General features: G+C 55.0%; 19 protein-coding genes and 1 pseudogene. 10 read left to right on the top strand and 10 right to left on the bottom strand.

Annotated features, from left to right (window positions below; all coding sequences use genetic code 11):
* Positions 1–10: 10 nt before the first annotated feature.
* The 3 genes from ACOTX2_RS00320 to ACOTX2_RS00330 form a co-directional block, all read right to left on the bottom strand.
* The gene (locus tag ACOTX2_RS00320) at positions 11–592 is read right to left on the bottom strand and encodes a Slp family lipoprotein (protein ID WP_023300347.1); all 582 of its coding nucleotides are present in this window, start codon (positions 590–592) and stop codon (positions 11–13) included.
* A gap of 37 nt (positions 593–629) precedes the next feature.
* Positions 630–1,325: a tRNA (adenosine(37)-N6)-threonylcarbamoyltransferase complex dimerization subunit type 1 TsaB gene (gene tsaB, locus ACOTX2_RS00325; RefSeq protein ID WP_023300348.1), complete on the bottom strand. Its 696-nt coding sequence runs from the start codon at positions 1,323–1,325 to the stop codon at positions 630–632.
* Between the two features lie 66 nt (positions 1,326–1,391).
* A complete protein-coding gene (locus tag ACOTX2_RS00330; protein ID WP_421625866.1) occupies positions 1,392–3,302 on the bottom strand; it encodes an ATP-dependent DNA helicase in 1,911 nt (636 codons plus the stop codon).
* 133 nt (positions 3,303–3,435) lie between these two features.
* Here ACOTX2_RS00330 and ACOTX2_RS00335 point away from each other — a divergent pair, with 133 nt between their 5' ends.
* Positions 3,436–3,780, top strand: coding sequence for a RidA family protein (locus ACOTX2_RS00335; RefSeq protein ID WP_022648440.1), 345 nt, complete (start codon positions 3,436–3,438; stop codon positions 3,778–3,780).
* Positions 3,781–3,786: 6 nt separating this feature from the next.
* Here ACOTX2_RS00335 and ACOTX2_RS00340 read toward each other — a convergent pair whose 3' ends face one another.
* Positions 3,787–3,966: a YoaH family protein gene (locus tag ACOTX2_RS00340; protein ID WP_022648441.1), complete on the bottom strand. Its 180-nt coding sequence runs from the start codon at positions 3,964–3,966 to the stop codon at positions 3,787–3,789.
* Between the two features lie 61 nt (positions 3,967–4,027).
* On the opposite strand from ACOTX2_RS00340, the gene pabB reads away from it, so the two are divergent.
* The 4 genes from pabB to ACOTX2_RS00360 all read left to right on the top strand — a co-directional run bounded on the left by pabB (position 4,028) and on the right by ACOTX2_RS00360 (position 9,215).
* Complete coding sequence (gene pabB / locus ACOTX2_RS00345) at positions 4,028–5,362, top strand: aminodeoxychorismate synthase component 1 (RefSeq protein ID WP_063147820.1); 1,335 nt, start codon at positions 4,028–4,030, stop codon at positions 5,360–5,362.
* Positions 5,359–5,937 carry a CoA pyrophosphatase gene (locus ACOTX2_RS00350; RefSeq protein ID WP_022648443.1) on the top strand — a complete coding sequence of 193 codons (579 nt, stop codon included), beginning with the start codon at positions 5,359–5,361 and terminating at the stop codon, positions 5,935–5,937. The genes pabB and ACOTX2_RS00350 overlap by 4 nt, the downstream gene beginning before the upstream one ends.
* Before the next feature lie 184 nt (positions 5,938–6,121).
* On the top strand, positions 6,122–7,486 hold the full coding sequence (gene sdaA / locus ACOTX2_RS00355; protein ID WP_022648444.1) for an L-serine ammonia-lyase: 1,365 nt from the start codon (positions 6,122–6,124) through the stop codon (positions 7,484–7,486).
* A 130-nt stretch (positions 7,487–7,616) separates the two neighbouring features.
* Positions 7,617–9,215 carry an EAL domain-containing protein gene (locus ACOTX2_RS00360; RefSeq protein WP_023300353.1) on the top strand — a complete coding sequence of 533 codons (1,599 nt, stop codon included), beginning with the start codon at positions 7,617–7,619 and terminating at the stop codon, positions 9,213–9,215.
* 6 nt (positions 9,216–9,221) lie between these two features.
* Here the strand turns inward: ACOTX2_RS00360 and yoaE are convergent, their stop codons facing one another.
* Positions 9,222–10,781: a CNNM family cation transport protein YoaE gene (gene yoaE / locus ACOTX2_RS00365; RefSeq protein ID WP_023300354.1), complete on the bottom strand. Its 1,560-nt coding sequence runs from the start codon at positions 10,779–10,781 to the stop codon at positions 9,222–9,224.
* 463 nt (positions 10,782–11,244) lie between these two features.
* Here yoaE and manX point away from each other — a divergent pair, with 463 nt between their 5' ends.
* From manX to mntP, 5 genes are all read left to right on the top strand, one after another.
* Positions 11,245–12,207 (top strand): PTS mannose transporter subunit IIAB, encoded by a 963-nt coding sequence (gene manX / locus ACOTX2_RS00370; RefSeq protein WP_022651434.1) that lies wholly within the window; start codon positions 11,245–11,247, stop codon positions 12,205–12,207.
* Positions 12,208–12,254: 47 nt separating this feature from the next.
* Positions 12,255–13,055: a PTS mannose transporter subunit IIC gene (gene manY, locus ACOTX2_RS00375; RefSeq protein WP_022648448.1), complete on the top strand. Its 801-nt coding sequence runs from the start codon at positions 12,255–12,257 to the stop codon at positions 13,053–13,055.
* A 12-nt stretch (positions 13,056–13,067) separates the two neighbouring features.
* A complete protein-coding gene (locus ACOTX2_RS00380) occupies positions 13,068–13,919 on the top strand; it encodes a PTS mannose transporter subunit IID (protein WP_006810994.1) in 852 nt (283 codons plus the stop codon).
* A 54-nt stretch (positions 13,920–13,973) separates the two neighbouring features.
* Positions 13,974–14,432: a DUF986 family protein gene (locus tag ACOTX2_RS00385; RefSeq protein WP_063147819.1), complete on the top strand. Its 459-nt coding sequence runs from the start codon at positions 13,974–13,976 to the stop codon at positions 14,430–14,432.
* A 400-nt stretch (positions 14,433–14,832) separates the two neighbouring features.
* Positions 14,833–15,399: a manganese efflux pump MntP gene (mntP, locus tag ACOTX2_RS00390; protein ID WP_032622454.1), complete on the top strand. Its 567-nt coding sequence runs from the start codon at positions 14,833–14,835 to the stop codon at positions 15,397–15,399.
* Here the strand turns inward: mntP and rlmA are convergent.
* The 5 genes and pseudogenes from rlmA to ACOTX2_RS00415 all read right to left on the bottom strand — a co-directional run bounded on the left by rlmA (position 15,396) and on the right by ACOTX2_RS00415 (position 19,536).
* Positions 15,396–16,211, bottom strand: a complete 816-nt coding sequence (rlmA, locus tag ACOTX2_RS00395; protein WP_100148670.1) for a 23S rRNA (guanine(745)-N(1))-methyltransferase — start codon at positions 16,209–16,211, stop codon at positions 15,396–15,398. The genes mntP and rlmA overlap by 4 nt on opposite strands.
* 39 nt (positions 16,212–16,250) lie before the next feature.
* A complete protein-coding gene (ftsI, locus tag ACOTX2_RS00400) occupies positions 16,251–17,996 on the bottom strand; it encodes a peptidoglycan glycosyltransferase FtsI (RefSeq protein ID WP_023300357.1) in 1,746 nt (581 codons plus the stop codon).
* A 216-nt stretch (positions 17,997–18,212) separates the two neighbouring features.
* Positions 18,213–18,422 (bottom strand): transcription antiterminator/RNA stability regulator CspE, encoded by a 210-nt coding sequence (gene cspE / locus ACOTX2_RS00405; protein ID WP_001062678.1) that lies wholly within the window; start codon positions 18,420–18,422, stop codon positions 18,213–18,215.
* Positions 18,423–18,434: 12 nt separating this feature from the next.
* A pseudogene (locus tag ACOTX2_RS00410) lies at positions 18,435–18,579 on the bottom strand (DUF2627 domain-containing protein).
* A gap of 669 nt (positions 18,580–19,248) precedes the next feature.
* The gene (locus tag ACOTX2_RS00415; RefSeq protein WP_023300358.1) at positions 19,249–19,536 is read right to left on the bottom strand and encodes a YebO family protein; all 288 of its coding nucleotides are present in this window, start codon (positions 19,534–19,536) and stop codon (positions 19,249–19,251) included.
* Positions 19,537–19,580 lie beyond the last annotated feature (44 nt).

Below are 19,580 nucleotides of genomic sequence, written 5' to 3' on the forward strand. Positions count from 1 at the left end.
TAACAGTAACTTACTCAGTTACAATTGTTTGAACCTGTGCAGGGCCTGGATTGTACCAACCCCAGCCACCGTAGCCGTAACGATACGGATGCGGACCCCACATCCACGGATCGATTGGCTGTGGCGGCATCACCACCTGCTGGGCGATACGCCAGCGTTTATAGCCGTTCACCTGCATGGTCATAAATTTGTATGGCGTATTGCCGATTTTCCCCGCCACCGAACCGGTAATCGGCCCGACGACGGTCACCAGCTGCCCGCGGAAATCTACCGGATCGAGGAAGCCGCTGACGTCAGCGTAGATCCGCCCGCGCGAGGCTTCACCCAGAACAGGCCGTGCGCCGCTGTCCAGTGGAACGGTGGCAATCTCCAGCCGGGTTTTCCCCTGCTGGTTTAGCACTTCAACCACCTTGCCGCCAAAGCGCGCTTCCTGCCCGACATACAGCTCCGGAGCATTCATCACGCGTACCAGATCCTGCTGTGGCGTCGGGCTGGTGCCCTTGATCGCATCAGGAACGGTGACGCACCCGCTCAGTGCTATGGCAACCGCGCCTGCCATAAAAAAGCGTACAACTTTAGTCTGAACCGCCATGATGCGACTCCTTTTTCTCAGTTCCTGTTACTGAGATTCACTCGCGGCCAGGAAGTTTCTTCCACGCGACGGTGTTTCGTAAATAAACCGGCTCGGCGTGTTCAACGGCCACGGTTTTTCCTGCGGCAAGCTGCTGACAGGCAACAGGCAACATATCTTCGGCGGCAGGCAGGAGCATGTTACCGTCCACCAGCGTAAGGCCGGTGTCCTTCGCCATCTCAGGCCATGCCGGCCAGCCGGTTCCGACCGTCGCCCACTCACCGGTGAGCTGTTTCAGGCGCTCGGTGACGGCTTCAGGTTTAAGCACGGCTTCCGACTCTTCGCCGTGCCAGACGCCGTTTTCGTCACGGGTGTACTCCGCCCAGTAGACTTCACCCATGCGGGCATCAATCGCGGCCAGCACGCGGCTGGCGCCGGTCATGCGCCAGGCACCCTGAGCCATGGTCGCAAGCGTTGAAACGCCGATCATCGGCAGGTCAGCGCCCAGCGCCAGCCCCTGCGCAATGCCAATCCCGATACGTACGCCCGTAAAGCTGCCCGGGCCACGGCCGTAGGCCAGCGCGTCGAGGTCAGTCAGGGCGGTGTTGCCCTCGGTTAAAATGGTTTTTACCAGGGGCAGAATACGTTGGGTGTGTTCCCGTGGGCACTCTTCGAAATGAGCAAAAGTCGTACCGTCGTTCCACAGGGCAACGGAACAGGCCTCTGTCGCGGTATCAATAGCCAGAATTCGCATCAGTCGTCGCGCTCTCGCAATGGTCAGTCACAAAATGGCGCGCATCTTAACACACTCCGGGAAGAATTACTCCGCCGTCGGGTTCGCCAGGAAGCGGACCGCGCGTTTAATATCCCGTGTGCGCGGCGCAGGCGGCAGGCTGGCGAGGAAGGTGGCGCCGTAGGGGCGCATCACCAGGCGATTGTCGCAGATCACCAGCACTCCGCGGTCGGTGACGTCGCGTATCAGTCGCCCTACCCCCTGTTTAAGCGTGATAACCGCGTCCGGCAACTGGACGTCGTCGAACGGATCGCCCCCCCGCAGACGGCAGTCCTCCATGCGTGCTTTCAGGAGCGGATCGTCCGGCGATGTGAATGGCAGCTTATCGATAATCACCAGCGAGAGCGTATCGCCGCGCACGTCCACCCCTTCCCAGAAGCTGCTGGTCGCCACCAGCAGGGCATTACCGGCGCTGACAAACTGCTGGAGCAGCTGGCCTTTGCTGGTTTCCCCCTGCAACAGCACCGGCAACGTCATGGTCGCGCGGAACTGCTCGGCCAGATCGCGCATCATGGCGTGAGAGGTGCAGAGCATAAAGCAGCGTCCGTTGTTGGCCTCAATCATCGGCTTTAGCATGGCCGCCAGATGGCGCGCCGCCCCTGGCTGGTTAGGCAGCGGCAGATTGCGTGGCACGCACAGCAGCGCCTGTTTCTCATAGTCGAACGGGCTTGGGAGGAGTAAGGATTCAGCCTGCTCAATGCCGAGACGCTCGGTAAAGTGGTGCAGATCGTCGTTGACCGACAGCGTGGCCGAGGTAAAGACCCAGGTGCCGGGCTTTTGCGCCATCACCTCTTTGAATTTATCGGCAACGGTCAGCGGCGTGAGCGCCAGGGTGAAGTGGCGCGAGGTACATTCATACCAGTAGCTGTAGCCCGGCTGGTTGATCTCTTTCAGCCGCTTCAGCCGCCCACGGTAGAGCGTGGCCCGCTCGAAGGCGGCGTCCAGCAGCGCTGAACGTCCGAGGGACAGCTTCGCCACGTCGTAACAGAGTTCAAGGGCATCATCGAGCAGCAGCAGCGCGCGCTGGATATTTTTGTCCGCGAGCAGTTCGCGCAGGTTGCCGCGATAGCCCGGCTCGCCAAGCTGTAAGCGGAAATCCTGTGCGCATTGCGCCAGGCGGTCCGCGCACTTCTGCAACTGCTGGGTATCTTTGAGCTCGGTGCGATAGGCAATGGTAATATCTTTCGCCAGATCCTGAAGCTGACGGCTGGAGAGCGACTGGCCAAAATACTGGCTGGCGATGTCCGGTAGCTGATGGGCTTCATCGAAGATCATCACCTCCGCCTCCGGGATCAGCTCGCCGAAACCACTGTCCTTGACCACCATATCCGCAAGAAACAGGTGATGGTTCACCACCACCACATCGGCTTCCATCGCCGTTTTACGCGCTTTCACCACAAAGCAGTCTTTATACAGCGGGCAGTCGCTGCCGAGGCAGTTGTCGTTGGTGCTGGTCACCAGCGGCCAGGCCGGGGAGTCTTCCGGCACGCTCGCGCAGGTGCTGATGTCCCCCTCCTCCGTCTGGTTGGCCCAGGCGCGCAGGACGATCACATCGCTGAGTGTTTGTACCGGCAGGTCACCGCCCGCCAGTGCCTGCTGTTCGAGACGCTCCAGACACAGATAGTTAGAACGCCCTTTCAGCAAGGCCAGACGCCCTTTGTATTTTAGCGCTTTCGCCACCGTGGGTAAGTCGCGGCTGTAGAGCTGATCCTGGAGCGCTTTTGATCCCGTAGAGATGATCACCTTTTTTTTCGCCCGCAGCGCAGGAGCGAGGTAAGCGTAGGTTTTCCCCGTACCGGTGCCGGCCTCCACAACCAGCGGCTGCGCCTTGTCGATGGCGTGTGCGACTGCATCCCCCATCTGACGTTGGGGTTCGCGCGGTTTAAAACCGGGAATTGCCTGTGCTAACTGACCTTCAGGGGAAAAATCGTCTGCCACGGTGTTCTCTCACTGTATTTTTGCACAGGGATTATGTCAGCCCCTTCTCTCCGGTGCCACCCCAAATAGTGACGACGGCGGAACAATATGGCAGTCTTGCCGCCTGACGATGAAAGATAACGAGGATACGTTTATGACAATTACGCGCATTGATGCCGAAGCCCGCTGGTCTGATGTGGTGATCCACAACCAGACGCTGTACTACACCGGTGTCCCTGCCAATCTGGACGCCGACGCCTTCGAGCAAACCGCTAACACCCTGGCGCAGATCGACGCCGTACTGGAAAAACAGGGCAGCGATAAATCCCGCATTCTGGACGCGACGATTTTCCTGGCGAATAAAGACGACTTCGCGGAGATGAATAAAGCCTGGGATGCGTGGGTAGTGGCGGGTCACGCGCCTGTACGCTGCACCGTACAGGCCACGCTGATGAAACCGGAGTATAAGGTGGAGATTAAGATTATCGCGGCAGTTTAAGCCCGGTTATTCATCTTCATCTTCAAATCGCGCCACAATCCGTTCGCCGGTATGACTGGCGCGAATTTCCTGAGCGACGACGGTGATCGCTTCTCCGCTGCTCATACCCTGGCCCATCAGTTCCTGAATCCGCTCTACCGCTTTCTGCTGTTGGTCATGACTGAGAGAAGGTAAACCTGCAAACATCGTTAACTCCTGCTAAATTATTCGCGCTAATTATTTCACGCTACCCGGTAGTATGCCATACATGAACATGCGCTTCCCCACTGTTATGACCTTACCCTGGCGTGCAGACGCCGCCGAGTTCTGGTTTGCCCGTCTGAGCCACCTTCCTTTTGCCATGCTGCTGCACTCCGGGCATGCGGATCACCCCTACAGCCGCTTTGATATTCTGGTGGCCGACCCGGTTAAAACGCTGACTACCGATGCGCTGTCACCCACGGACGATCCGCTGATGCGGCTTCAGAACGAGATCCATGCTCTGGGCTTATCTGCCACACCGGATCCGGATCTGCCTTTCCTGGGGGGCGCGCTGGGCCTGTTTGGTTACGATCTGGGTCGCCGTTTCGAAAAGCTGCCCGAGCATGCACAGGCGGATATTTCCCTGCCGGATATGGCGGTGGGGCTGTATGACTGGGCGCTAATCGTGGATCACCGTAAGCAGACGGTTTCCCTGCTTAGCCACCGAGACGTACAGGCGCGTCTGGCCTGGCTTGAGGCGCAACGGCCCGCCACAGCGGAACACTTTATGCTGACCTCTGGCTGGCACTCGAACATGAGCGCGGCGGAATATGCGGAAAAATTCTCTCGCGTGCAGGCGTATCTTCACAGCGGCGACTGTTATCAGGTCAACCTTGCCCAGCGTTTCCAGGCGGCGTACCGGGGAGACGAATGGCAGGCATTTACTCGCCTCAATGCCAGCAATAAGGCCCCGTTTAGCGCATTTTTACGCCTTGAACACGGTGCCATCCTCAGCCTTTCGCCTGAGCGTTTTATTCATCTGGCTGACGGTATTATTCAGACCCGCCCGATCAAGGGCACCCTGCCGCGCCTTGCCGATGCTAACGCCGACCGCCAGCAGGCGGAGACGCTGGCGGCCTCGCCGAAAGATCGCGCTGAAAACCTGATGATTGTCGATCTGATGCGCAATGATATTGGCCGCGTCGCCGAGCCGGGCAGCGTGCGCGTGCCGGAGCTGTTCGTTGTGGAACCTTTCCCGGCGGTACATCATCTGGTCAGTACTATCACTGCACGCCTGCCGGCCTCGCGGACCGCCTGCGATCTGCTCCGCGCCGCGTTTCCGGGCGGCTCCATCACCGGCGCGCCGAAGGTCCGCGCGATGGAGATTATCGACGAACTGGAACCGCATCGCCGCAACGCCTGGTGCGGCAGCATCGGCTATGTGAGCCTGTGCGGAACCATGGATACCAGCATCACTATTCGCACCCTGACGGCCTGCGACGGTAACCTTTACTGTTCCGCAGGCGGCGGCATTGTAGCCGACAGCCAGGCCGGGGCGGAATATCAGGAAACCTTTGATAAAGTGAATCGTATCCTGAAACAACTGGAGAACTCACGGTGAAGAAAGACAACCTGACGCTGGATGATTTTCTGTCGCGTTTTCAGCTTCTGCGGCCCCAGGTTAACCGCGCCGCGCTGAATCAACGTCAGGCGGCGGTACTGATCCCGGTCGTGCGTCGTGAACAGCCGGGTCTGTTGCTTACCCAGCGCTCACCGCATATGCGAAAACACGCCGGTCAGGTTGCGTTTCCGGGCGGCGCGGTGGACAGCACCGATGCTTCCCTGATTGCCGCCGCGCTGCGCGAAGCGCATGAGGAGGTGGCGATCCCCCCGGAGGCGGTCGAGGTAATTGGCGTGCTGCCGCCAGTGGACAGCGTAACCGGTTTTCAGGTCACGCCGGTCGTCGGCATTATTCCGCCCGATCTTCAGTATCACGCCAGCGTCGATGAAGTTTCAGCGGTGTTCGAAATGCCGCTTGAAGAGGCCCTTCGTCTGGGCCGCTATCATCCTCTGGATATTCACCGCCGCGGGCACGATCATCGGGTCTGGCTGTCGTGGTATCAGCATTATTTTGTCTGGGGCATGACGGCAGGCATCATTCGTGAGCTTGCGCTACAAATCGGCCTGAAGCCTTGACTATACTTTACATTCCACCCTTTTCTGGCAGGTTTGCGATCGGCGTCGCGCTATTAGCTAAACCATCGTTAACCATTAGTTTAATTCATGTGAATAGTTAAGCCGAGGTTAGTGTTCCCTCTTACACTATGCGCAGTTATAACATCGTTACTGGAACCCCAGTAACCCTGTCAGGAGTGTGAAAGTGATTAGTATATTCGACATGTTCAAAGTGGGGATTGGTCCATCTTCTTCCCACACTGTAGGGCCGATGAAGGCCGGTAAACAGTTCGTCGATGATCTGGTCGAAAAAGGATTACTGGAAAGCGTTACCCGTGTCGCCGTAGACGTTTACGGTTCACTGTCATTAACGGGTAAAGGCCACCACACCGATATCGCCATTATTATGGGTCTGGCGGGCAATATGCCGGACACAGTTGATATTGATGCCATTCCGGCATTTATCCGCGACGTGGAAACGCGCGGTCGTCTGCTGCTGGCTAACGGTCAGCACGAAGTGGACTTCCCGCAGGATGACGGGATGCGTTTTCGTAGCGACAACCTGCCGCTGCATGAAAATGGTATGACCATCCACGCCTGGAGCGGCGAAAAAGAGATCTACAGTAAAACCTACTACTCCATCGGCGGCGGCTTTATCGTTGACGAAGAACACTTTGGCAAAGAGAGCGCGGGCGATGTGAATGTGCCCTATCCGTTTAAATCTGCCACCGAGATGTTGGCCTATTGCAAAGAGACCGGTCTCTCCCTCTCCGGTATGGTGATGCAGAACGAACTGGCGCTGCACAGCAAGAAAGAGATCGAAGACTATTTTGCTAACGTGTGGCAAACCATGCGCGCCTGTATTGACCGCGGGATGAACACCGAGGGGGTTCTGCCTGGGCCACTGCGTGTGCCACGTCGTGCCTCTGCGCTTCGCCGTATGCTGGTCACCACCGACAAATTCTCCAATGATCCAATGAATGTGGTTGACTGGGTGAACATGTTTGCGCTGGCGGTTAACGAAGAGAACGCAGCGGGTGGTCGCGTGGTGACGGCGCCAACCAACGGCGCGTGCGGTATCGTTCCGGCGGTGCTGGCCTACTACGATCACTTTATTGAGCCCGTGACACCGGAGATCTATATCCGTTATTTCCTCGCGGCAGGCGCTATCGGCGCGCTGTACAAGATGAATGCCTCCATCTCCGGTGCCGAAGTAGGCTGTCAGGGTGAAGTGGGCGTGGCCTGCTCTATGGCGGCGGCCGGTCTGGCGGAACTGCTGGGCGCAAGCCCTGAGCAGGTGTGCGTGGCGGCGGAAATCGGCATGGAGCACAACCTCGGTCTGACCTGTGACCCGGTTGCCGGCCAGGTGCAAGTACCGTGCATTGAGCGTAACGCCATCGCCTCCGTCAAAGCGATCAACGCCTCGCGTATGGCGATGCGCCGTACCAGCGAGCCACGCGTGTCACTGGATAAGGTTATTGAAACCATGTACGAAACCGGCAAGGACATGAACGCGAAGTACCGTGAGACTTCGCGCGGCGGTCTGGCCATTAAGGTGCAGTGCGACTAAACCTTCCTTTTCGCCCATCTGCAACAGATGGGCGAATTTTCACACCGCCTCTCGTCGCTTCACGTATTCCCCACTACACTGTCACTGTTGCGTCTGGCTTTTCCGGCCGGTGCTTATCAGGCGACCGTTCATGCAAACTGCACAAACGATCATTAAAGACTATCGCCGAAAACGCGTTATCGTCTGTGTTACGGTTGCGCTCGTTACGCTCGTCCTGACGCTGGGCATTCGCTTTATTTCACAGCGCAACATTAATCAGGATCGGATCCACGACTTTACTCACCACACCGTGCGTGCGCTTGATAAGGTGCTTCTTGCGTTAGAAACCCAGCGTGAAACTCTACGTTTTCTGGTTGATATGCCCTGCGCTGAAGCGAATCCGATTCTGCGAAAACAGGCGGCGATCCTCCAGACCGTGCGCTCCATCGCCCTCGTCAAAGACGGAATACTGTATTGCTCGAGCGTATTTGGCAGCCGAAATATGCCCGTCAGTGACATTGAGCCGATGCTTCCGTCCAGTGAACCCAGACTGATCTTGTTGACCGATCGGTGGCTGTTAAAGGGCAGTCCGGTACTGATTCAGTGGTCACCCCTTGCGGGCGACGGCAGTGACGGGTTGATGGAGGTAGTGAATATCGATCTCATCACCAAAATGATTCTGGAGCCACAGCGGCCACAAATCACCGACGTGGTCCTGAGAGTAGGCGATAATTTTCTCCGCGACGGGCAGCAGGTGACGAATACGCCGACCTTCGATGAACACGCCTCCCTGCTGGAACAGTCTTCACAGCACTACCCTTTCAGCGTCACGGTCAGCGGCCCTGGGGCAGGCCAAATGGCATTGAAAAATCTGCCTACCCAGCTACCGCTGGCGTTGATGCTCAGTTTACTGATGGGCTATATCGCCTGGCTTGCCACGGCGCGACGCATAAGTTTCACCTGGGAAATTAATATGGGGATTGCTGCCCGGGAGTTTGAACTCTTCTGCCAGCCGCTGGTAAACGCCCGCACCCGGGAATGCGTTGGCGTCGAGATCCTCCTGCGCTGGAACAACCCGCGTCAGGGCTGGATTTCTCCCGATGTCTTTATCCCCCTGGCTGAAGAACATAGCCTGATTGTTCCGCTTACCCGCTACGTCATCAGCGAAACGGTGCGGCAGATAGGCTTTTTCCCGGCCTCACGGGATTTCCATATTGGCATCAACGTGGCTGCCAGCCATTTTCGCCGCGCTGCGCTGATCAGGGATCTCAACCGCATCTGGTTTAAGGCGAACCCTGTTCAAAAGTTGATTGTAGAGTTAACCGAGCGCGATGCGTTGCTCGATGTGGATTACCGCATCGTGCGGGAGCTGCACCGCAAAGGGGTGAAGCTTGCGATTGATGATTTTGGTACGGGCAATAGTTCTCTTTCGTGGCTTGAAAAACTTCACCCGGACGTGCTGAAAATTGATAAATCCTTCACCACCGCGATCGGCACCGACGCCGTGAACTCAACGGTAACGGATATTATTATTGCGCTGGGCCAGAGGTTGAATATTGAACTGGTTGCAGAAGGGGTTGAAACCGAGGAGCAGTCACGCTATTTGCGCCGCCACAGCGTACATATTTTGCAGGGGTACTTGTATGCGCGGCCGATGCCGCTGCGGGAGTTTCCGAAATGGCTGGCGGAAAGTAACCCTCCGCCAGCCCGTCACAACGGACACATCGTGCCTTTATTGCCGTTACGCTAGATAGCGTTACTCTTCTTCGTCGTGTACAGAGTGCTCTTTAACAATACGAACCATATCAACGCGATAGTCGTTGGCTTCAACGATAGTAATTTGCAGCGGCGGCAGCTCAAGCACATCACCGATACGCGGGATCTGCCCGTTAACGGCAATCACCAGCCCCGCTACCGTGGCGATGTCTTCATCGTCATTGACCACGTTTTCGACGCCCAGCGTGTGCGAGAGCGCATGCAGGTCGGTGGTGCCTTTCACCAGCCAGCCGTCACCGTCGGCAACGATTTCTGGCGTTTCATCCGCATCAGGGAATTCACCGGCAATGGCTTCCAGCACGTCCAGCGGCGTTACCAGACCTTGTACCACACCAAATTCGTTGGTGACGATAACAAAGCTCCCGCGAGCACGACGCAACACGCCCAGCAGGTTAATCGGATCCAGCGTCTCCGGCACCACGATGGCAGGCGACGCGGCCGCTACGGCCTCGACGTTAACGCCCTCTTCCAGCGCCACCAGCATCTCTTTCGCGCGTACCACACCGATGATCTCATCCAGCTCACCCCGGCAGACCGGGAACAGGCTGTGCGGCGAGGAGAGCAGCTGCTGGCGAATTTCGTCGACGCTCAGGTTGGCGTCCACCCAGCTGATTTCACCGCGCGGCGTCATAATGCCGCGCAGGGAGCGGGAGGCCAGCGAAAGCACGCCGTTGATCATGTAGCGTTCTTCTTCCACAAACGCACCTTCCGGCACCGGAACCGGGTTACGGTTCTCGTTATCCGCCTGCACGTTCACCTGACGACGCCCGCCCATCAGGCGCAGGATCGCATCGGCGGTACGCGCGCGCAGCGGCTGATTCGACTGCTGCTTAATGAAGTTACGGCGCGCAATCTGGTTAAACAGCTCGATCAGAATCGAGAAGCCAATCGCGGCGTACAGGTAGCCTTTCGGTATATGGAAACCAAAACCTTCTGCCACCAGGCTCAGACCAATCATCAACAGGAAACTCAGACACAGCACGACGACCGTCGGATGTTGGTTGACGAAACGCGTCAGCGGTTTCGACGCCAGCAGCATTACCGCCATCGCAATCACAACCGCCGCCATCATCACCGGCAGATGGTTCACCATGCCAACCGCTGTAATCACCGCATCCAGTGAGAAGACCGCATCAAGCACCACAATCTGCAGGACCACCACCCAGAAGCTGGCATACCCCTTACCGTGGCCATCATCATGCTGCCGGTTCTCCAGCCGTTCATGCAGCTCTGTTGTAGCTTTGAACAGCAGGAAAAGCCCCCCCACCAGCATGATTAAATCACGGCCGGAGAAGGTGAAATCCATGACGGTGAACAGAGGCTTAGTCAGCGTAACCATCCACGAGATCACGGACAGCAGGCCCAGTCGCATGATCAGCGCCAGCGAGAGGCCGATCAGACGGGCTTTATCACGCTGTTTCGGCGGCAGCTTATCCGCAAGGATGGCAATAAACACCAGGTTATCAATACCGAGAACGATCTCCAGCACGACCAGCGTAAGCAAGCCTACCCAGATTGACGGGTCCATTAAGAATTCCATGACACGCTCCTGCTAAAGGAATGACAAAACGGTGCCCCGCTAATTTCGGGCATTTCAAAGGGAATGGGGGTCGATGCGTGGCGAAGGTCGCCGGTGAATAAGGCGCGGAATGGCCTGGAAGATGACTGACGTCGGTGACGGTCCATATAGTGGGCTGTAGCCCTATACTCCTGAATAATTAAACGGACGCTAAACATATCAGAGACAATGGGTTTTTAGCAAAGATTTACGTTCCTTTGCAAACTTCTGTAACACACGTGGTTTATCTTACAGAAAAATCTGTAAGGCGTAGCTAAATTACGGATCTTCATCACATAAATTATTTTTTCACTATCTAAAATAATTCGCGGAAGTCTTGGTTTTTTAGAACTCTAACCCTTATCTGAATCGATTCGGTTCGCCAATACGATTCTCAGTACGCCTGCCTGGCAGACGTATAAATGATAATAATAGGAGGTAGCAAGTGACCATTGCTATTGTCATAGGCACACATGGTTGGGCTGCGGAGCAGTTACTCAAAACGGCAGAAATGCTGTTGGGCGAGCAGGAAAACGTCGGCTGGATCGATTTCGTTCCCGGTGAAAACGCCGAGACGCTGATTGAAAAGTACACTGCTCAGCTTGAGAAGCTGGATACCAGCAAAGGCGTGCTGTTTCTCGTGGATACATGGGGCGGCAGCCCGTTCAACGCTGCCAGCCGCATTGTCGTCGATAAAGAGCATTATGAAGTCGTCGCCGGGGTAAATATCCCAATGTTGGTGGAAACCTTCATGGCGCGTGACGACAACCCAGGCTTTGACGAGCTGGTGGCGCTGGCGGTGGAAACCGGTCGCGAAGGCGTGAAGGCGCTGAAAGCACAGCCGGTTGAAAAACCTGCCCCTGCCCCTGCTGCTCCAAAAGCCGCGGCACCGGCGAAGCCAATGGGGCCGAACGATTACATGGTTATCGGCCTTGCGCGTATTGATGACCGTCTGATCCACGGCCAGGTGGCGACGCGCTGGACCAAAGAGACCAACGTACAACGCATCATCGTGGTCAGTGACGAAGTGGCCGCCGACACTGTCCGTAAAACCCTTCTTACCCAGGTTGCACCGCCGGGCGTCACCGCGCACGTCGTGGATGTCGCCAAAATGATCCGCGTTTACAACAACCCGAAATATGCGGGCGAACGCGTGATGCTTCTGTTCACCAACCCGACAGACGTTGAACGCATTGTTGAAGGCGGCGTGAAAATCACCTCCGTTAACATTGGCGGTATGGCTTTCCGTCAGGGCAAAACGCAGGTCAACAACGCGATTTCAGTGGATGCGAAAGATATCGAGGCCTTCAACAAGCTGAATGCACGCGGTATCGAGCTGGAAGCCCGTAAGGTTTCCACGGATCAGAAACTGAAAATGATGGATTTGATCGGCAAAGTGGGGAAATAAGCCCGGGCCGGTTTTTCATATAGAGCTTATGTAATAGGAGAAGTGCAATGGAGATTACTACTCTTCAGATTGTGCTGGTGTTCATCGTCGCGTGTATTGCGGGTATGGAGTCCGTACTTGATGAATTTCAGTTCCACCGCCCTCTGGTGGCCTGTACGTTGATTGGCGCCGTTCTCGGTGACATGAAAACCGGTATCATCATCGGTGGTACCCTGGAAATGATCGCCCTCGGCTGGATGAACATCGGTGCGGCAGTTGCGCCAGATGCCGCGCTGGCGTCCATTATTTCGACCGTTCTGGTTATCGCCGGTCATCAGAGTATCGGTGCCGGTATCGCGCTGGCCATTCCACTGGCCGCGGCAGGCCAGGTGCTGACCATCATTGTTCGTACCATCACCGTTGCCTTCCAGCACGCGGCGGATAAGGCGGCCGATAACGGCAACCTGACAGCGCTCTCCTGGATCCACGTCTCGTCCCTGTTCCTGCAGGCGATGCGTATCGCTATTCCGGCCGTTATCGTGGCGATTTCCGTTGGGACCAGTGAAGTTCAAAGTATGCTGAACGCCATACCAGAAGTGGTCACCGGCGGTCTGAATATCGCGGGCGGTATGATTGTGGTCGTAGGTTACGCGATGGTCATCAACATGATGCGCGCAGGCTATCTGATGCCGTTCTTCTACCTTGGCTTCGTTACCGCTGCATTCACCAACTTCAACCTGGTTGCGCTGGGTGTGATTGGTGCGGTGATGGCGATTCTTTATATCCAGCTCAGCCCGAAATACAACCGTGTCGCGGGTGCCCCTGCGCAGGCTGCTGGTAACAACGATCTCGATAACGAACTGGACTAACAGGTGAGCGAAATGGTTGATATGACAAAAACTACCACTGAGAAAAAACTCACTCCGGGTGATATTCGTGGCGTGTTCATCCGTTCTAACCTGTTTCAGGGTTCATGGAACTTCGAACGTATGCAGGCGCTCGGCTTCTGCTTCTCCATGGTGCCGGCAATCAAACGCCTGTATCCGGAAAACAACGAAGCACGCCGTCAGGCAATTAAGCGTCACCTGGAATTCTTCAACACTCACCCTTACGTAGCGGCGCCTGTTCTGGGCGTAACGCTGGCGATGGAAGAGCAGCGTGCAAACGGGGCTGAGATCGACGATGGTGCTATCAACGGTATTAAAGTCGGTCTGATGGGGCCGCTGGCAGGCGTGGGCGACCCGATCTTCTGGGGTACCGTGCGTCCGGTCTTTGCGGCACTGGGCGCCGGGATCGCCATGAGCGGCAGTCTGCTTGGTCCCCTGCTGTTCTTTATCCTGTTCAACGCGGTGCGTCTGCTGACCCGCTACTACGGCGTGGCATACGGTTACCGTAAAGGGGTGGATATCGTTAAGGATATGGGCGGCGGCTTCCTGCAAAAACTGACTGAGGGGGCGTCAATCCTCGGCCTGTTTGTAATGGGGGCTTTGGTTAACAAGTGGACGCACGTGAACATCCCGCTGGTGGTATCGACGATCACCGGTCAGGATGGTCAGACGCGCGTCACCACCGTGCAGACCATTCTGGACCAGCTGATGCCTGGCCTGGTACCGCTGCTGTTAACCTTCGCCTGTATGTGGCTGCTGCGTAAGAAAGTGAACCCGCTGTGGATCATCGTTGGCTTCTTCGTCATCGGTATCGCGGGCTACGCCGTCGGCCTGCTGGGTCTGTAATAAAATGAGTTACCGACCGGGGGCTTGCCCCCGGTCTTTTTATCTGGAGGATGAATGACTGTCACGGACACCGTACTGGTTTTATTTATTGTTGCCCTTCTGGCTTACGCGATCTATGACGAGTTCATTATGCCTCACCGCCACGGCGAGACGCTGCTGACCCTTCCCCTCTTACGCCGTGGGCGCATTGATGCGTTTATCTTCGCCGGTCTGGTAGTCATCCTGATTTACAATAATGTGACCAGCCACGGCGCAATATTAACCACATGGTTATTATGTGCGCTGGCATTAATGGCGATTTACCTGTTCTGGATCCGCTCGCCAAAACTCATTTTTAAAAAACACGGATTCTTCTTCGCTAATGTCTGGATAGAATATAACCGCATTAAAGAGATGAATTTATCCGAAGACGGAGTTCTGGTGATGCAATTAGAACAACGCCGCCTGCTCATTCGGGTCAAAAATATTGACGACCTGGAAAAAATCTACAAATTACTCCTTAAAACTCAATGAATTAATTTTATAGCATCGGCTATGTATTGTATTATTCTCAAACCAGAAATATAGCCGATGCTATATCTCCCCTGCGAATTAACTTATATTTATTAACGATACTTTTACGCATAAACCTAAATGAAAATCGTTATCAACATAGTGGCTTTATAAAGCCATCTTCGTTGTTGTTTTATATTCTCAAAATATGTTAAGGTTGCGCCCGTCGTTGGGGAGTAGCCGATTTCCTGCCTGCGGGAAATGTACGTGTCAACATACTCGTTGCAAAACGTGGCGCGTACGGATCGTTTTCAGCACACTTACTGTGCCAAAAGCGATCAGGCGAGACCATAGATACATCAACTGCTGTTTACTGGGGGCAGTGATGTGTCATATGGATATCCCCGGTCTGGACGCACTTATGAACATCTCCGCTACGATCCTTCTGGCTTTTGGCATGTCCATGGACGCATTTGCCGCCTCTATCGGTAAAGGTGCCACCCTCCATAAACCTAAATTTTCCGAAGCCCTGCGCACCGGTCTCATCTTTGGCGCAATCGAAACGCTGACGCCGCTTATTGGCTGGGGTCTGGGGATGCTCGCCAGCCAGTTTGTGCTGGAGTGGAACCACTGGATCGCCTTCGTGCTGCTGGTGTTCCTCGGCGGACGCATGGTAATTGAAGGTTTTCGTGGCAACAGCGATGAAGATGATGCGCCGCTGCAACGCCACGGCTTCTGGCTTCTGGTGACAACCGCTATCGCAACCAGCCTGGACGCAATGGCTGTCGGTGTCGGTCTGGCGTTTTTGCAGGTCAATATTATCGCCACCGCGCTGGCGATTGGCTGCGCCACGCTGATTATGTCAACGCTGGGGATGATGGTGGGGCGGTTCATTGGCCCGCTGTTAGGCAAACGCGCCGAAATTCTGGGCGGTATCGTGTTGATCGGAATTGGTGCCCAAATACTCTGGGCACACTTCGCGGGTTAATCTTCGCGCTGCCAGCAATGGATGCTGAAATCCGTCTGGCAGCGAAATTCTGTCTGTGCTGCCAGCGTTTCCCACACCTCTGGTTTTGCCCGCCACGCAAACGGCGTCATTTGCAGTAACGCCACCGCTTCACTTCCCTGCAACGTCATCTCATACGCCACTGACTGCCCCTGCTTTAACGCGAAGCCCGCCAGCTGTTCAGAGTGCGGCGCATGCAGGTGAACTTCATCATAGATCAGCCCTTTTAGCTCCAGCAGATGACGCGGTCCCGGCGTAACGGTGATAACCCACCCGCCGGGCTTAACGACGCGCGCCAGCTCCTCTGCCTTGCACGGGGCATAGATACGCACTACGGCGTCCATACTCGCTTCCTCAAACGGCAGGCGGTGGCTGGAGGCCACGCAGAACGTTACCGCTGAGTAGCGTTTTGCTGCTGCACGGATAGCCACTTTCGACACGTCCAGCCCGTAAGTTTCGGCGCCCTTCCCAGCCGCGACGTCAGCAAACGTGGCGGTGTAGTAGCCCTCACCGCAGCCGATATCCAGCATGGCGGATGCGCCTTCTGTCAGATATTGACGGAGTAAGTCGACAACGGCATCCCTGAGCGGTTGATAGTGTCCGGCGTCAAGAAACGCCCGGCGCGCCTGCATCATCTCCGCGCTGTCACCCGGATCCCGGGAGCGCTTGTGCTGTACCGGCAGAAGATTGACATAGCCCTCTTTAGCCCGGTCAAACTGATGTCCCAGTGGACAGATAAACGTTTTCTCCGCGCGCGTCAGCGGCGCGTGGCAAAGGGGACAACTGAAAGACATGACAGCTCCAGGGCGAAAACCAAAAGGCGAAGTGTACCGCTATTCGCCAGGGTTATAAACGGCTGGGTGACGCATCACGATCAGATGGTCAGAATCTGCCGGCAGCCCGTCTGGCTTCACGTTTTCCAGGCGCAAGACGTTACCCATAATTTCGCTGAACACGGGCGCGGAAACGGCCCCGCCGTAGTAGGCTCCGTTTTTCGGATCGTTGATCACCACCACCAGTGCAAAACGGGGATCGCTGGCGGGCGCAACGCCTGCTGTGTAGGCGACGTATTTATCCACATACTTACCGTGTTCATCGATTTTTTTGGCCGTCCCGGTTTTAATCGCCACACGATAGTTACGCACCGCCGCTTTGATCCCGCCACCGCCGGGTAACGCGACGCTCTCCATCATGTGTTCCACCTCGTGAACAATCTCCCCGGGCATCACCCGTTTGCCAATCACGGGGGGATCGATACGGGTGATGGACAGAGGCCGTTCAATGCCATAGCTACCGATGGTGGCATACACATGCGCCAGTTGAAGGGGGGTAACCATCAGGCCATACCCAAAGGCAAAGGTCGCCCTGTCTAACTGACTCCAGAATTTTCGCTGCGGCAGTAAACCTGAGCTTTCTCCCGTTAAGCCAAGCCCGGTACTCTCGCCAAAACCAAAGTTTTTATAGGTATCAAGTAACCGTTGCACGGGCATCGCGAGAGAAAGACGGGATACGCCCGTGTCGCTGGATTTTTGCAGGATCCCGGTCATGGTCAGCTCGGGGTAGTAGCCCACATCGCGAATACGATGACCATCAATGGTGTAGGGATGCGTGTCTATCACGCTGTCAGGCTGCACCAGCCCCTGCTGTAGCGCCGTCATCAGCACCAGAGGCTTAACGGTCGAACCCGGTTCAAAGGTGTCGCTGATCGCGCGATTACGAAAGTCATCCAGCGTTGCCCCTTCCCGATTGTTGGGGTTGAAGTCAGGGAAGCTCGCCATCGCCAGAATTTCGCCCGTCTGGATATTAATCAGCACCGACGCGCCTGACTCGGCTTTATTCCACGCCACGGCATTATCCAGCGCGTCTTCGGTGATAGTTTGCAGGCGTTCATCGATACTAAGCTGGATATTATGTGCCGGTACGGGCGCCACCTCCGTGAGGTTCTCAACCACATGCCCGTATCGATCTTTCCTGACCAGCCGCACGCCTGCCTTCCCGGTGAGCTGCGTGTTAAAGCTTTTCTCGACGCCCTCAATACCCTGACCATCAATATTAGTGAAGCCAATCAGGTTTGCCGCCACGTGTCCGGCAGGATAAAAGCGACGGGACTCATCGCGTAGGTTGATACCGGGAAGACGCAGCTTATCAATCCACTTTGCCTGGGAGGGATCAACCTGACGAGCTAGATAAATGAATCGCCCGTGCGGATTGCTGTTTATTCGCGATGCGAGCGTGCTCAGAGAAAGGTGTAAAGCATTTGCCAGGGCCTGCCAGCGCGAATCAAAGCCGATCCCCCCTTTATCAAGCACAGTTTTGGGATCGGCCCAGACGGCCTGGACAGGTACGCTTACCGCAAGGGGACGCCCTTCACGGTCAACAATCATCCCACGCGGGGCGTCTATCGCCACTTCGCGCAGAGAACGCATATCCTCCTGCTTCACCAGATTATCCGGTTTGATAATTTGTAGCCATGCCACGCGGCCTAACAGAAAAGCAAGGCTACAAAAGATGGCGAGACACAGAAGTGCAAAACGTGCCGGTGTAAAGTTTCCGTTGGCCGTTATTGTCTTTTTTTTCACTTTAACCCCAGGGCTGTTAATCAACGCCCTGATTTAACGGGAAAAAGGGATAATAAGGCGGGAAAACAATGCTAATAATCTCGCGGGTTTGCAACAAGATAATAACAGAGGAGGAATACGTAACATTTTGAAAAATAAGTGAATAAAAAAGCCCCGCATCGGCGAGGCTTATGTCTGAGATCGAAGCGCTAAGCGCTTCAGTCAGCAGTGATTCGATCAGATAGCAGTTACGTTAACCGCAGCTGGGCCTTTCTGGCCGTCCTGAATTTCGAACTCAACGTTCTGGCCTTCAGCCAGAGTTTTGAAGCCGTTACCCTGGATTGCAGAGAAGTGTACGAACACGTCTTTGCTGCCGTCAGCAGGAGTAATGAAACCAAAACCTTTAGACTCGTTGAACCACTTAACTTGACCTTTAATCTTTGCCATTTGCAAAATTCCTTAGAGTGTTTTCTTAGCCCGCAGGCTTTAACATAGATAAAACTGAGACATTACTGCTTGAGGCACTAATATAAGGTTCGGCAGAGAAGCGGTATTCAACGACAACGTGTTTACTCAGGACTTCTTTACTGAAAATGCCACACATAAACAGAACTGTACCTCGTTTGACCCAAAACGTGTTATCACACACAACGTTTAATATGGCAAGCCATTTTTAAACGTGTCTCGATCCGCCGCACAAATTCAGGCGTTACTCCATAACAATCTGCACAGTTATGCGAATTGTCAAATGAAGCGCCACCTGACCTCACCGCCCACAGGGTGCGCTGACGCGCCCTGTAATCAAAGACTTTTTAAACATAGCTCAATCATTTCAAAGCGTCCATCCCAATCCCTGAATTTCTTTAAAGGAATGACTGAGTTAGAACATTTTGTGAAAAGTTATGCTGAAAACATCGCAATGCACCAGAGTGTGACAGTGAATAAACGATGTTAAATACATTTTGCTAACTGTATTAAAATCCACCATTTAATAAGCGTTATTCTGCACCAAAATAATGAAATTTTTATGACTCTGCCTCAAAACAAGGCAAGCAAAACGTTTCGATAAAAATAAAACACTTCAGGAAAGTTAAAGCTCACAATTTATTCAACGAAACGGTATGACTTGTATAAGGATAAATATTCGCCAGTTTTCAGTATACTGAAACAGTAGTTAACTGCTGCTTAATTATATGTTGGGATGTTATGGGTCTCATTTGATAAGGGAGGAGATTTACGCCGCACGTCAGGCCACCTCCCCGTTCCGGGCAGACTATCGTTCGGCCACCAGGCGAATGAACTCTTCCTCGTCTTGTTTTTGAGCATCAGCTTCCTTCGGCACCGCTTTCTCCTCCGGCTCGTTGGCTTCGCACAGACGACGCAGCAACGCAGTCTGCCGTTTCTGCTGATCGAGCAATGCTTCCAGCAGCTCAATCTGCTCGTTTGTGCGGGAGCTGGCGCGATTAACGAAGAACCACAGCACCAGTCCAACGACCAGCACCACTAAAGACATTACCAGGGATGCAATGCTCAGCAGCCCCGAATTCATTAACTCACCCATTTCACCACCTCAGTAAAAACAGTCATTTTACCACTGCAGCCACG

Origin of the sequence: Enterobacter cloacae complex sp. IR5412, from assembly GCF_049237385.1 — a bacterium.
Lineage (GTDB): Bacteria > Pseudomonadota > Gammaproteobacteria > Enterobacterales > Enterobacteriaceae > Enterobacter > Enterobacter intestinihominis.